Source organism: Legionella nigrisilvae, assembly GCF_977063395.2.
Genome location: NZ_CDRUGZ020000027.1, coordinates 56,517 through 69,895, shown reverse-complemented (window position 1 = coordinate 69,895; position 13,379 = coordinate 56,517). Strand labels below are relative to the sequence as shown.

Below are 13,379 nucleotides of genomic sequence, written 5' to 3'. Positions count from 1 at the left end.
CCTTGATCTTATTGTGAATCTTATCACGCTGGAAAAATCAAATGGAACTCGATCTTTAGGTGAGAGCCCCATAATTTCTCTTCATCCCAGCTAGGGATTAATATTATGCTCTAATGAGAATTCCATCTCAATCGATTTTAACCGAACCTCTAATTATATTTTTACGTAAAAAACGTGCAGGTGATAAAGCATATTGCAAATTCCTTGGAAGACAACCCATTTCGTTATTTATTACAGAAGCGAGCCATTCCGCACATAATGGAATTGTTGTCAGGCCTCGAGAACCAAATCCAGCACAAGCATAAAGACCGGGATAATAAGAACCTGCTTGGCCTATCCAACGTTTTGCATTAGTCTCCAACCGCGCAAATTGTTGCATAAATTGTTCGGCCTGAGCAATTTGCCCCACTATAGGGAGATAATCGGGGGTTGATGCTCTGACACCTGCCCAATGATTACTTACTGTTTGAGACCACAACACTTTTGGCGCGAGCTCTCTAAGCTTAGCCAAATTACTTTGATCGTCTTGGGATTTGATTTGTGGATTTGCTGATTTTAACTCATAGGTAGCACCTAACTGATGAATACCCTTTATGGCTGGAAGAACATGACCCTCGCCGCAAACAGGCAATTTTAAACCTCCAGTTTGTTCGGTGGATGTAATCCCTGTCATTTGTCCCCGTATAGGTTTCACTGGCAAATACTCTGTTTCAGAGAATGAGTTGATTTTATGACCATTTGCTAGAATGAGCACTTCAGTTTCTAAATCATTCACGATCCATCGTTTATCAAAATTCAATTGTCTCACTGAGGTATTGGTAATCAAGGAAATACCTTCCGCACTTACTAAATACTGACATAATTCCGGAGAATTAATCCAGCCTGATAAAGGGATATGCAATCCGGGCTTGTCTAAAGGAATGCCAGCTAATTCTGTTGCACGCTGTGCATCTACGAGAGATCCTAACTCTGGATAATGTTCTAGCCAAGAACACAAGCTGGACTGCGCGGCTTCTTCTTTTTCAGAGTATGAAAGTAATAATGAACCATTCAACTCTCCAAGCTTTGTTTGCTTTAAAATACATTGATATGTTCGTGCAGCATATAAAAATGCAGTTAATAAGAATTGTGTTAATGGAGATCTGTAAGCAGAGAGCTTGGGAAATAAAACCGCTTGTTGATTTGCGGATCCTCCTCTTCCAACCTGATTTAATTCATCAATAATTGTTACGTTCCACCCTCGCTTATTCAGGGTATAAGCAGTAAAGCAACCAGCTAAACCCGCACCGATAATAATTGCTGATCTACGGGGATATTTTTCTGGCGTCCCTACATGCCAAGGTGTATGTCGTTTCGCAGTATTTTGTACCCCTAGTTGTGTAAAACGAGCACAAATCATATGACGTTTTGGCCCAAAACCTTTCCTTTTTTCGACCACAAATCCATGCTTGCTTAAACCAGACTTAACAGATCCTGCCGCGGTATAAGTGGCCAAAGTAGTATTTTCTTTTGATAACATCGCAATTATTTTAATCAATGATTCAGACCACATACTTTTATTTTTAGCTGGAGCAAATCCATCTAGAAACCATGCATCAATAAAAGCTGCTCTAAGCTCCTTCTCAAGCACAGCTTCCCCACAAATTAATAGTTGTTCATAACACTCCAATGCATCACCCAACATTAAGGTGAGTGTTACTCTGCCATTACAAAAGGATAAATGATGATATCCAGGAGTTAAGACAGGATAACTTGCTATCAGCTGCTGAACATACTTTTCCAATTGTGGCCAGGAACCGAGACTTTTTGTTAAATCCGCAAGAGATAAAGGATGTTTTTCACATGAAATAAAGTGCAACTTGGAGTTTTGGGGTGCGTATTGTTCCCATAAACTCCAACTTACAAGAAAATTTAACCCCAGTCCAAAACCCGTTTCTGCAATAGTAAATCTTGAGGGTTTATCATCAGAGAGTGATTGCCAACGATGGACTAAATCATTTCCATTAATAAATACATGAAGCGCTTGATTTATTGCACCTTCAGAAGAATGGTAAATATCATCGTATTGTGTGGAAAAAGGCAAAGTGTCCTGCCATCTCAACTCTGCCTTATTAATAGGTACAAAAAAATTACTCACATACTACTACTCGATTCGCAGCCATCCCTTTGGCTTCTTGTAATTCAGGTGCCTTTTTTTCCTGAATTAATTCCTTTAACTTAGGTACCAGGATAAAAAGTACAATTGAAGAACCAATTGCAAATAATCCTAACATTAAAAATACATGACTATAACCACTATTAGTTATTAAAGGTGAAACACTATCTTTACCATCAATCATTAAGTTGGAACTATAGCTGGATAGAGTTGCACCGACTCCTGAATTTAGCATCCACATGCCCATCATTACACCTTGTAACGAGGTAGGAGCCAAATATCCTATCATAGCATAACCAATTGGTGATATTAAAAGCTCACCAATACTTTGCAAAATATAACTTAAGATAATCCAGCTGGGGCTCACTAACCCTTCATAGTTGGCATAGGCAATACCAATAGGCAATATTGCAAAAGCAATACCAATAAACAACAATGCTAATGCAAACTGAGTTGGAATATTAATTTGTACTCCATTTTTACGCATTTTATGCAGGAATATTCCTAATAAGGGACCACCAATTACAATAGCGACTGTATTAATATTTTGGAACCATTGTGGAGGAATAATCCCGCTTGCATACTCTCGTTGAACATTATGGTCAATGAACACGGTAAGACCCATAGGGGCTATTTGGTAGAGCATCCAAAAAACAGTACCCACAATCATAAACACTGCAAATGCTACTAATTTATCTTTGGCTTCTTTTGTTGGTTGCTGACGTGCCAGATATAGAATTACCCCCAGCATTACAACGCCGGTTATCATTACTAATTTTTTAGCCCAGTCCGCATATTGGAGCATTTGTCCCAAAAAGAAAGGAAGCACTATAATCAAAATACTACCTACCAGCACAGCTCTTTTTTGAGATTGTTTGTCTTTTTTAGAGAATATTGTGTCTTTATCTGATAATTGCTGCCAACAATATAAACAAATAAGTAGGGCAATCAAATTTCCCAAACTACTCAGTAAGAAAAGTCGCTCGTAATTCTGGGTCAACTGGAATAATCCACTCAAACTAAAACCGACGAAAAAGCCAATGTTCATACCCGCATAGTTCATGAGAAATGCTGTTTCACGTCGCGTATCTTCTGGGGTGAAACATTGAGTTAACATGCAGTTCACGCAGGTTACGTTTAAACCCGATCCAGTTAGGAACGCTGCTAAACCATAATATAGAAAAGTAACATCACCGAAGGATAATAAAACGCAACCTATAATTTGCGCCACCATTCCTGCACAAAACAACGCACGGTTAGAGAGCAAACGACCGCCCCAAAAACCTCCAAGCAAGTGCAAGCCATAATTAAATGCAATAAACACGCCCATAATACTATTAGCAGTGCTAATTTGAAGTCCTAACTTGCCTTTCATATACAAAACTAGTGTTGAGTACAACACACTAAAACTTAAAGTAGAAACAATTTGAATAAAAAAAAGTGGAATAGTTCCTTGGGGCATTGACCTAATAAATTCCTTTTTATTTGTCATTATCGACATATGACCTTCCTTGTTAATAAGATCGTCTTTGAATATGACATGAGGAAAAAACACTGTCTAGGTATTTCAAAAATATATTTTAAACCTATTACTTTTCAATAAGTTATTACATTGCAACGCAATATAATCGTTTTTTTTTGAAATCAATAAATTATCAAAAACTGGGGTCCGCTTTATGCTTCCCGCAGGCTAAAACCAAACCCTACGATATTATTTTTTTAATTTTCTTAGAACTTCTTCCGCAGCCGTTTGCGTTTTAGCAATTTCACTTTTCCCATGGGCACTGGAAACAAATCCAGCCTCATACATTGAGGGAGCAAAATAAACTCCTCTATCTAACATCCCATGATAGAATTGTTTAAATAAACTCTCGTCAGAGGCAGCAACATCCGCATAGTCCGCAATGGATTTTTTTTCTGTAAAACAAAAACCAAACATACCACCTAATGAAGCGGTAAAAAATGGGATACCTAACAGTTCAGCAACATAAGCTAAAGCTTGGGTTAGACTTTGTGTTGTTTCACTCAGTTGTTTAAAAAACTCTGGTTTTTCAATTTCGGATAAAGTTGCAAGGCCTGCTGCCATAGCTAATGGATTACCTGAAAGCGTTCCTGCTTGATAAACCGGTCCTTCTGGCGCTAGAAAAGACATAATTTCCGCCTTACCACCTAAAGCACCTACAGGCATGCCTCCTCCAATAACTTTACCCAAAGTAGTAATATCTGGGGTGATGCCAAATACGCCTTGAGCTCCTGTTAGTCCCACTCTAAAACCAGTCATCACTTCATCAAATATTAATAAAGCATTGTATTGATCGCATAATTGACGCAATCCCTTTAAAAACTCTGGTTCAGGTAAAACAAAGCCCATGTTTCCCGCTACAGGTTCCAATATTACTGCAGCAATATCATCTGGAAATTTTTCAAACAATTGTGCCGTTTGTTCCAAGTTATTAAAATTTGCAGTTAGAGTATGTTCTGTAACACTCTGGGGAATTCCAGGTGTAGAAGGAATGCCTAACGTAAGTAAACCAGAACCTGCTTTCACAAGTAAACTATCACTGTGTCCATGATAACAGCCATTAAATTTAACAAATTTGTTTTTTTGGGTTACGCCACGAGCTAATCTGATAGCTGTCATTGTTGCTTCAGTACCTGAATTAACCATCCTTACTTTTTCAATCGAGGGAATTAAAGAGATTATTTTATCAGCCAATTGTATTTCAAGTTCTGTAGGGGCTCCAAAGCTCATTCCACTATGTAATACTTTATTTACTGCTTCAATTACAGCAGGATGACAATGTCCAAGGATTAATGGCCCCCAGGATCCAACATAATCAATGTATTCATTATTATCAACGTCAACAAGATAGGCGCCTTTACCTTGTCTAAAAAAAATCGGATCACCACCCACACCTTTAAATGCCCTTACGGGTGAATTAACACCTCCAGGAATAAGAGCCTGAGCTTGATGAAATAATTCTGCAGAACGAGTCATAAAAAATCTCCATAATTTTGCAGGATTATATTACAGACATTATTAAAAATTGGCAAAAAAAGCAGTTTATCTTTACATCGACTGCTACAATAGCTAAATTACGCTTTTTAAAATGAGTTATTATCATGCAAGAATATAAAAAATATATTTGTGTTATCTGTGGTTTTATTTATGATGAAGCTGAGGGATGGCCGGAGGATGGGATTGAACCTGGTACGCGTTGGGAAGACGTGCCAGAAAACTGGTTTTGCCCAGATTGTGGCGCTGGTAAAGAAGATTTTGATATGGTGGAAATAGAATAAGATCTCAGTTCACACCTTAATAAGTATGTAGCATGGATGAAGCGGGACTCGGGGTTCTTACCGTAAGGACTTCTACTCTCTGGTTCACCCAGGCTACAGAACTAGGGTTTCACTACTACTAAGATCACAATACCAATCAGTAGAAGAGTTGGAAATTCATTATAAATACGAAAAAAGCGCGAATTCTTTTGATTTTGATTTCGTGAAAATGCCTTTAAATAATACCCACATAGTAGATGATAAACCCACAAAATAATCACCAAGCTTAATTTTGCATGCATCCATCCTACACTCATGTAATAAGAGAGATTATAGCTAAGAAGCCATAATCCAAAGAACGTGGTCAGTATCGCCGCGGGCCACATAATTCCATAATAAAGCCGTCTCTCCATTGTTTTAAAACGAATAAGACTAGGCTCATCTTGGGTATCCGCATGATACACAAACAGCCTGGGTAAATAAAATAATCCTGCAAACCAAGAAACCATGGCGATAATATGAAATGCTTTAATCCACAACATAATTAATTTCCCGAGCGATTCTGTCGTTTTTTCCGTGAGTGTTTGACTAAATTCAAGGACTCCACTGCCAAAGAGAATCCCATGGCAAAATAAATATATCCTCGAGGAATATGAAAAGAAAAACCATCAGCAACCAGGACCATACCAATTAAGATCAAGTAACTTAAGGCAAGCATTTTGATTGTAGGATGTTCTTTAATAAATGCACTTACAACTTCACTTGCAAAAATCATAATCAGTATGGCGCTACTAATTGCGACAGCCATTACCCAAAAGTGTGATGTTAAGCCTACTGCAGTTAACACACTATCCAAAGAGAATATAATATCCATTAATGCAATTTGGAAAATAACTGCACGGAATGTTGTTTTAAAACCGCCGGTCTTTTTACCATTAGATTCAAGTTCTTCAGTCACATCCTGGTGAATTTCATCAGTTGCTTTCCAGATTAAAAAAGCACCACCTCCAATGAGAAAGATATCTCGGGCGGAGAACGACATGTTGGCCAGAGTAAGTATTGGTTTAGTTAATTTAATGAGATCCACTGCTAGTGCGAGTATAATTAACCGCATAACCCAAGAAAGCGTTAGTCCCCAGCGCCTTGCTTTTTTTCTCTGTTGTGGCGGTAACTTTTCTGACAAAATAGATAAAATTACTAGATTATCAATTCCCAAAACTATTTCTAATATAATTAAGACAATTAAGCCTACAGTAATATCAATAAAATCCATCAAATCCCCAGATGTCAGAAATTGAAAAACTATATGATATACTCTTATTCTGAGATTCACCTATACCTTTCTTTAAAATATCCAGCATAAATTTTATTGAAAGATCAAGGTTTGTAAGGGTAAAAGATTCACTTTATTCTTTTGCTTCGATATAATATAAGTGTTTTATTAATCTTGTGAGATACAAAGATCATCAAATTTATTAAAAAGCTATTAAAGAGAAACAGAGCTCATGTGGCCCCTGTTGCCTCAACTTATATCATCCCAAGGAATAAACATTCCATATCTAAGGCGGACATTAGTAGCAATGCGCTCAAAGTGCTTAACCGTCTAATTGGTGCTGGTTTTCAAGCTTACATTGTTGGAGGCAGTGTCAGGGATTTATTACTGCATAAGGCTCCCAAAGACTTCGATGTTGCAACCAATGCAACACCCAATCAAGTAAAGAGTCTGTTTCGTAACGGACGGATAATTGGGCGTCGATTCAAGCTGGTACATATACTATTCCACCGGGAAATCATTGAGGTTGCTACGTTCCGGAGTCATGTAGCGGAGGATGAAAGTCAACAAACAAATGAACGTGGTATGTTAGTGCGTGATAATGCTTACGGCTCCCTTGATGAAGACGCTTGGCGGCGTGACTTCACAATTAACTCGCTCTACTACAATATCAATGACTCCTCCATTGTAGATTTTACTGGTGGGGTAAAGGATGTTGAAGAAAAGCTTATTCGTATGATTGGGGATCCGACCAAACGTTATCAAGAAGACCCTGTGCGCATGTTGCGCGCCATTCGTTTTAGTGCCAAATTAAATTTCAAACTTGCGCGAGAGACAGAAGCACCTTTTCCCGAGATTAGTCATCTGATTACCCATGTTTCCAGTTCGCGCTTATTTGATGAAATGACCAAACTGTATCAATGCGGTAATGCAGTAGCGGTACAAAGACTACTCATGCAATATGGTTTGTTCCAATATTTATGCCCTCAAACTAATGCTCTATTGAACAGCAGCCATCCAGTAAATGCATTGCTGGAAATTGCTCTTGAAAACACCGATACACGTATTCATGAAGACAAACCCGTAACACCAGCATTTTTATTCGCAGTTCTTTTATGGTTCCCCATGATTGAGCGGGCAAAGGAACTACAAAAAACTGGAATAGATCCATTGCCTTCAATCGAAAAAGCAATGTCTCTCGTCATTGCCGAACAAAATCAAATTATTTCAATTCCCAAACGGTACACCCAAATAATTCGTGAGATCTGGTTATTACAGTATCGCTTTGCAAAAAGACTTGGAGGAAGAGCTTTTAATCTTTTACAACATCCACGTTTTCGCGCAGCTTATGATTTTATGGCGTTACGTGCCCTTGCAGGCGATGAGTCTATGGAGCTAGCGCAATGGTGGACAAGCTTTCAGGATGCAGATGAAGCAGAACAATCTGATATGGTGGCTCAACTCACTCCTGATGTGCCTAAGCGTAAGCGCCGTCGCAAACCTAAAAGTAATAAAGTTAGTGATCCACAATGAATGTATGTTATTTGGGTCTGGGCTCGAATCAGCACGTACCTGAACGTCAACTTCGCAAAGCAATTAAATCCATACGGGCATTACCCTCCACTGTGGTTACTAAAATTTCCTCTTTTTATTGGAATAAAGCATGGGGATTGCAAGGTCAACAAGACTTTTGTAATGCGGTGATAGAGCTCTCTACCCTTTTATCTCCTTTACAATTACTTAAAGCATGCCAAAAAATTGAGAAAAAACAAGGTCGAGTTCGAAAAAGACACTGGGGGCCTAGAGTTATTGATATTGATATTCTTTTTTACGAGAATCAATCGATCTATTCAAAGAAACTAATACTTCCCCATCCCCAGATCCAATTTAGAGACTTTGTCTTAATTCCTCTACTGGAAATAAATCCCCATTATAAATTAGGGAAATCTTGACTGGGGAAATTATCTTAAATGCCTCCTGGTTTTTGTGTAAGGAATGCACAGCGACTCATATCAACCGAAATTATTTTAAATTTTATGAAGTAAAATAGGTACTTATATTAAGGAATCTACTATTATTTACAATAATAAATTTAATTGTGAGGTTGCTATGTATAAGAATATTTTATTTGCTACGGATTTGCTCAAGGAACATAATCATCTCACAGAAAAAGCAATCGCTATTGCAAAACAATTTACCTCTACATTATATCTGTTACATGTGATTGAACTACCTGCTAGTTTTCAATTAGCACAAGGACTTGGTTTTACAGAATTAGCCAACCCAGCCAAAGATGACGCACAAACTGTATTAACTCTACTAGGGGAAAATTTTAACATTCCGCGCGAACATCAATTTGTCGAGGTAGGCTCAGTAAAAGAGCATATTTTTAATAAAGTAAAAGAACTAGATTGTCAGCTTATTATTATTGGCAGTCATTCATCTATTGGTTTGCATTCATTTTTGGGTAGCACAGCACATGCGACAGTGAATCATGCTCCATGTGATGTATTAACCTTACGACTTTAAAATTAATTTTTTCACGACACTGTTATTAAAGGATTAATATGCAATTTAAATTTCTTGCTGCTTCTGGAACTGTAATAGACTCTAGAGATCTTTTGTCGCCCAATAAGATTAGGCTCATTGATTGATCAAGTTGACGAAAAGCATTGTTCATCAACACATAGATACACCATGAATCAGAAGCCGCTTTATCCTTTAACTTAAAAATTGGAATACAACTTGAGTGGTGCTGTGAAATTCCTGGATAGGGACAGAAGAACAATTATGAGTAAAAGACACACAACCTTGACGCTAAAATATTTGGGCATTAATTCCCATAAAGAACCTGTTATTTATATGCGTGAAGATTGTTATATTTGTAAATCTGAAGGATTTACTGCTCAAGCTCGTGTTCAGGTACTACTTAATGAGCGCTCTATTGTGGCTACATTAAATACTGTCGAGACCAATTTATTAAGACACAATGAGGCAGGACTTTCTAATTATGCTTGGGAGCTGCTCGCAGCAAAAGAAGGCGATGAAATTACAGTAGCTCACCCACAACAATTGGACTCCCTCAGTTACATCCGATCAAAAATTTATGGAAATGAGCTCACCGCAGAACAAACAACCCATATCATAAGAGATATTGTATCCGGGCAACTCTCTGATATTAATATTGCAATGTATCTCGCTGCTAGTGGTGGAGATAGACTGTCTAAAAAAGAAGTTATTGATCTAACCCGGGCGATGATTAGTTCTGGCAAACAATTATCATGGGATCTCCCTTTTATTGTTGATAAGCATTCGGTAGGAGGCTTACCAGGAAATCGAACAACCCCTATTGTCGTTGCAATTGTTGCTGCGTTCGGTTTAGTTATCCCTAAAACATCTTCTCGTGCCATAACATCACCCGCAGGAACAGCAGATACGATGGAAGTATTTACTAATGTTGATCTGAACATTGCTGAAATGAAAAAAGTTGTTGAACAAGAAAATGGTTGCCTCGTTTGGGGGGGCTCTATGGCTTTAAGTCCAGCCGATGACTTACTTATCCGAATTGAGAGAACTGCAAATATCGATAGTGAAGGACAAATGGTCGCTTCAATTTTATCAAAAAAAATTGCTGCAGGTTCAAATCATCTTGTCATTGATATGCCTATAGGAACTACAGCCAAAGTTCGTTCCATTGAACGAGCCAATTCATTAAAAAAACTATTAAAATTGGTTGCAGACGAGTTTAATATCAGTATAAAAGTAATATTTAGTGATGGCTCACAACCAATCGGCCGGGGAATTGGGCCTGTACTTGAGGCATTTGATGTATTAGCCGTTTTAAATTGCGATAAACATGCGCCCCAAGATTTACGTGAGCATGCTTTAACATTAGCGTCTCATATCATAGAATTTTCCCCTCAAGTACCACCAGGCCAAGGATTGAGCATTGCTACTCATATTCTTGATAATAGAAAAGCATTAGCTAAATTCGAAGCAATTTGCAAAGCCCAAGGCGGCTTACGTGAGATTAAAAAAGCACCCATTGTGCATACTGTAGAGTCAAAACTATCAGGGACTATTATTAATATTGATAACCGGCATATTTCCCAATTGGCTAAGTTGGCTGGAGCACCACGCTCAAAAGCGGCGGGAGTGGAATTATTAACGCCACTCAACTCAATAGTCAAAAAATCTCAACCTCTTTTTAGAATTCATGCAGAAAACCGAGGGGAGCTCAATTATGCCCTTGATTTTCTGAAACAGGGTCATGAGGTCTTTCAAATTGAGGCGAGTATATGAAAAAACCCATTATTTTTTCATTATTTGGACACAATGAACTTACAACTAAGATTCAAAAAAAATGTCAGTATGAACTTGGTAAAATGAGCTTTCATCAATTCCCTGATCAAGAAACTCTGGTGAAAATTGAATCTGTTGTATCGAAGCGTATTGTTATCTTTGTTGCCAATTTAGTCCATCCCAACCCGAAAATCCTACCCCTTTTATTCGCTGCACAAACAGCAAGATCCTTAGACGCGGCTCAAGTTGTGTTAGTAACTCCATATCTTACTTATATGCGTCAAGATAAAGTATTTGAATCAGGTCAAGGTATTACATCTGCTTATTTTGCACAATTGGTTTCTTCTTATTTTGATGGCTTAATTACAATCGATCCACATCTTCATCGCTGGTCAGATTTAAGCGAGATTTATAAGATACCTACTAAAGTGCTTCATGCGACAAATGAGATTGCATCTTGGATTGCTCAACATGTATCCAATCCTCTCCTTATTGGGCCGGACTCAGAAAGTGCGCAATGGGTTGAAAACATCGCTCACAAGTCTTCTGCACCATTCACTATTTTAGAAAAAATCAGAAAAAGCGATACACAAGTTGAGATTTCCATTCCGGGAATAAAACAATACTTGGATGCTACTCCTATTCTTATTGATGATATTATCTCGACTGGAATGACTATGATGGAAACATTAAATCATTTAAGTTCATTAAATACGAAACCCGCTGTTTGCGTTGGTGTCCATGGCGTTTTCGCAGGAAATGCCTATCAAAAACTTTTACTCTCTCATGCTGCAAAGATCATTACTTGCAATACAATCCCTCACAACTCTAATAATATCGACCTCAGCCAGAATATCGTTGATTTTTTACTTGGGTGGGATGTCTTAAATGGATAAAATTATCTTATCCTTTTTACCTATCTATATTAGAGAACCTATCATTTGTCCTCCAAACACAAATAAACCTATTTCTTTTTGCTTTTAGCTTTCTTTTTAATGTGACTCATTAATCTTCTTTTCTTATTTACTTGTCGTTGTGATAATTTAACCTTTTTATCTGCAAATGGATTTGTTCCACCTTTAAATTCCAATTTTAACGGAGTCCCGATTAGTCCTAAATGCTTAATAAATTCATTATTTAGGTACCGTTTATAACTTTCAGGAAGATCAGCTAATTGATTCCCATGGATTACTATTACGGGCGGGTTGTGGCCACCAAGATGAGCATACCTTAATTTTATCCTACGTCCATTGACACAAGGGGGTGTATGCTTCGTGCTAATATCTTGAAGCAAGCGAGTTAATCGGGGCGTAGAAAAAGATTGGACAGCTGAAGTATACGCTTCATTTATATCCTTAAATAAACCACCTACCCCACTGCCATGTAAAGCCGATATAAATCTAATTTTTGCAAAATTTGCGAAGTGCAATCTTCTAGATAATTCGCTTTTCACATGTTCTTTATGCTCTTCATCCAAACCATCCCACTTATTCACCGCAATAACTAATGCTTTACCCGATTCAATAATAAAACCGAGCAAATTCATGTCTTGATCAGTAATCCCTTCCTTAGCATCCAGAACTTGCAGACACACATTGGATTTTTGGATGGCCTGTAATGTCTTAATCACAGAGAATTTTTCTATTTTTTCATCAATACGAGATTTTCTCCGTACGCCTGCCGTATCAATCAGGACATAGTTTTGCTCATCTCTAACAAAAGGAATGGAAATACTATCTCTGGTTGTACCTGGCATATCATAAACAACAACCCGCTCTTCACCCAGAATCCGATTTATCAAAGTTGATTTGCCAACATTTGGGCGACCAGCAAAAGCGATTTTAATTGCCTTATCTTCCCCACTCTCATCAATATGAGTTGCAAATGGTGATAAAACTTCTTCAAGTAGGGTTCCAATGCCACTACCATGCGAAGATGAAATTGAATGAACATCCGCAATACCTAAAGAATGGAAATCGGCACAAACAACATCATCATCTAGGCCTTCTGTTTTATTTACAACAAGATGAACTTTTTTATTTAATTTACGTAAATTATTGGCAATTTTTTCATCAATTCCAGTCAATCCAGCTCTTCCATCCACCAAGAAAAGAACGATATCAGCTTCATTTAGCGCGATTTCTGATTGTTTGGACATTAAATTATCAACAGCAATATCGTCAACACCGATACCACCGGTGTCAACAACGATATAGTGTTTATCATCATAAATGGCTTGACCGTACTGTCTGTCACGAGTTAAGCCAGGAAAATCAGCAACTAGGGCATCTTGTGTCTTAGTCAGCCTATTAAATAATGTAGACTTACCAACATTAGGACGTCCAACAAGTGCTATCACAGGGATCATTT

The 13,379-nt window shown here is 37.8% G+C and carries 12 protein-coding genes; 6 read left to right on the top strand and 6 right to left on the bottom strand.

Going from position 1 to position 13,379, the window contains the following annotated elements; translation table 11 throughout:
• Window positions 1-127: 127 nt before the first annotated feature.
• The 3 genes from mnmC to hemL form a co-directional block, all read right to left on the bottom strand.
• On the bottom strand, window positions 128-2,137 hold the full coding sequence (mnmC, locus tag ACWTE2_RS17630; RefSeq protein ID WP_454783679.1) for a bifunctional tRNA (5-methylaminomethyl-2-thiouridine)(34)-methyltransferase MnmC2/FAD-dependent 5-carboxymethylaminomethyl-2-thiouridine(34) oxidoreductase MnmC1: 2,010 nt from the start codon (window positions 2,135-2,137) through the stop codon (window positions 128-130).
• Window positions 2,130-3,656 (bottom strand): peptide MFS transporter, encoded by a 1,527-nt coding sequence (locus tag ACWTE2_RS17625; RefSeq protein WP_454783678.1) that lies wholly within the window; start codon window positions 3,654-3,656, stop codon window positions 2,130-2,132. The genes mnmC and ACWTE2_RS17625 overlap by 8 nt, the downstream gene beginning before the upstream one ends.
• Window positions 3,657-3,866: 210 nt before the next feature.
• Window positions 3,867-5,153: a glutamate-1-semialdehyde 2,1-aminomutase gene (hemL, locus tag ACWTE2_RS17620; RefSeq protein WP_454783677.1), complete on the bottom strand. Its 1,287-nt coding sequence runs from the start codon at window positions 5,151-5,153 to the stop codon at window positions 3,867-3,869.
• Window positions 5,154-5,278: 125 nt separating this feature from the next.
• Here hemL and ACWTE2_RS17615 point away from each other — a divergent pair, with 125 nt between their 5' ends.
• Window positions 5,279-5,455 carry a rubredoxin gene (locus ACWTE2_RS17615; protein ID WP_182390598.1) on the top strand — a complete coding sequence of 59 codons (177 nt, stop codon included), beginning with the start codon at window positions 5,279-5,281 and terminating at the stop codon, window positions 5,453-5,455.
• A 101-nt stretch (window positions 5,456-5,556) separates the two neighbouring features.
• Here the strand turns inward: ACWTE2_RS17615 and hemJ are convergent, their stop codons facing one another.
• Window positions 5,557-5,976 (bottom strand): protoporphyrinogen oxidase HemJ, encoded by a 420-nt coding sequence (gene hemJ, locus ACWTE2_RS17610; RefSeq protein WP_454783676.1) that lies wholly within the window; start codon window positions 5,974-5,976, stop codon window positions 5,557-5,559.
• 2 nt (window positions 5,977-5,978) lie between these two features.
• Window positions 5,979-6,707 (bottom strand): TerC family protein, encoded by a 729-nt coding sequence (locus ACWTE2_RS17605; RefSeq protein WP_454783675.1) that lies wholly within the window; start codon window positions 6,705-6,707, stop codon window positions 5,979-5,981.
• A 234-nt stretch (window positions 6,708-6,941) separates the two neighbouring features.
• On the opposite strand from ACWTE2_RS17605, the gene pcnB reads away from it, so the two are divergent.
• The 5 genes from pcnB to ACWTE2_RS17580 all read left to right on the top strand — a co-directional run bounded on the left by pcnB (window position 6,942) and on the right by ACWTE2_RS17580 (window position 11,905).
• A complete protein-coding gene (gene pcnB, locus ACWTE2_RS17600) occupies window positions 6,942-8,240 on the top strand; it encodes a polynucleotide adenylyltransferase PcnB (protein ID WP_454783674.1) in 1,299 nt (432 codons plus the stop codon).
• Window positions 8,237-8,659, top strand: a complete 423-nt coding sequence (gene folK, locus ACWTE2_RS17595; protein ID WP_182393561.1) for a 2-amino-4-hydroxy-6-hydroxymethyldihydropteridine diphosphokinase — start codon at window positions 8,237-8,239, stop codon at window positions 8,657-8,659. The genes pcnB and folK overlap by 4 nt, the downstream gene beginning before the upstream one ends.
• Window positions 8,660-8,816: 157 nt before the next feature.
• Entirely contained in the window at window positions 8,817-9,236 is a 420-nt protein-coding gene (locus ACWTE2_RS17590; protein ID WP_182393560.1) for a universal stress protein, read from the top strand.
• A 261-nt stretch (window positions 9,237-9,497) separates the two neighbouring features.
• The gene (locus tag ACWTE2_RS17585; protein ID WP_454783673.1) at window positions 9,498-11,009 is read left to right on the top strand and encodes a thymidine phosphorylase family protein; all 1,512 of its coding nucleotides are present in this window, start codon (window positions 9,498-9,500) and stop codon (window positions 11,007-11,009) included.
• Window positions 11,006-11,905 (top strand): ribose-phosphate diphosphokinase, encoded by a 900-nt coding sequence (locus ACWTE2_RS17580; protein WP_454783672.1) that lies wholly within the window; start codon window positions 11,006-11,008, stop codon window positions 11,903-11,905. Before ACWTE2_RS17585 ends, ACWTE2_RS17580 begins: the two co-directional genes overlap by 4 nt.
• A 68-nt stretch (window positions 11,906-11,973) precedes the next feature.
• Here ACWTE2_RS17580 and der read toward each other — a convergent pair whose 3' ends face one another.
• Window positions 11,974-13,377 carry a ribosome biogenesis GTPase Der gene (der, locus tag ACWTE2_RS17575; RefSeq protein ID WP_454783671.1) on the bottom strand — a complete coding sequence of 468 codons (1,404 nt, stop codon included), beginning with the start codon at window positions 13,375-13,377 and terminating at the stop codon, window positions 11,974-11,976.
• Between the last annotated feature and the right edge of the window lie 2 nt (window positions 13,378-13,379).

What these genes read in the sequence shown, in the direction of transcription:
- hemL (WP_454783677.1), bottom strand. Translation starts at nt 5,153, where the DNA reads ATGACTCGTTCTGCAGAATTATTTCATCAAGCTCAGGCTCTTATTCCT.
- ACWTE2_RS17625 (WP_454783678.1), bottom strand. Translation starts at nt 3,656, where the DNA reads ATGTCGATAATGACAAATAAAAAGGAATTTATTAGGTCAATGCCCCAA.
- folK (WP_182393561.1), top strand. Translation starts at nt 8,237, where the DNA reads ATGAATGTATGTTATTTGGGTCTGGGCTCGAATCAGCACGTACCTGAA.
- ACWTE2_RS17580 (WP_454783672.1), top strand. Translation starts at nt 11,006, where the DNA reads ATGAAAAAACCCATTATTTTTTCATTATTTGGACACAATGAACTTACA.
- ACWTE2_RS17590 (WP_182393560.1), top strand. Translation starts at nt 8,817, where the DNA reads ATGTATAAGAATATTTTATTTGCTACGGATTTGCTCAAGGAACATAAT.
- ACWTE2_RS17585 (WP_454783673.1), top strand. Translation starts at nt 9,498, where the DNA reads ATGAGTAAAAGACACACAACCTTGACGCTAAAATATTTGGGCATTAAT.
- ACWTE2_RS17605 (WP_454783675.1), bottom strand. Translation starts at nt 6,707, where the DNA reads ATGGATTTTATTGATATTACTGTAGGCTTAATTGTCTTAATTATATTA.
- der (WP_454783671.1), bottom strand. Translation starts at nt 13,377, where the DNA reads ATGATCCCTGTGATAGCACTTGTTGGACGTCCTAATGTTGGTAAGTCT.
- ACWTE2_RS17615 (WP_182390598.1), top strand. Translation starts at nt 5,279, where the DNA reads ATGCAAGAATATAAAAAATATATTTGTGTTATCTGTGGTTTTATTTAT.
- hemJ (WP_454783676.1), bottom strand. Translation starts at nt 5,976, where the DNA reads ATGTTGTGGATTAAAGCATTTCATATTATCGCCATGGTTTCTTGGTTT.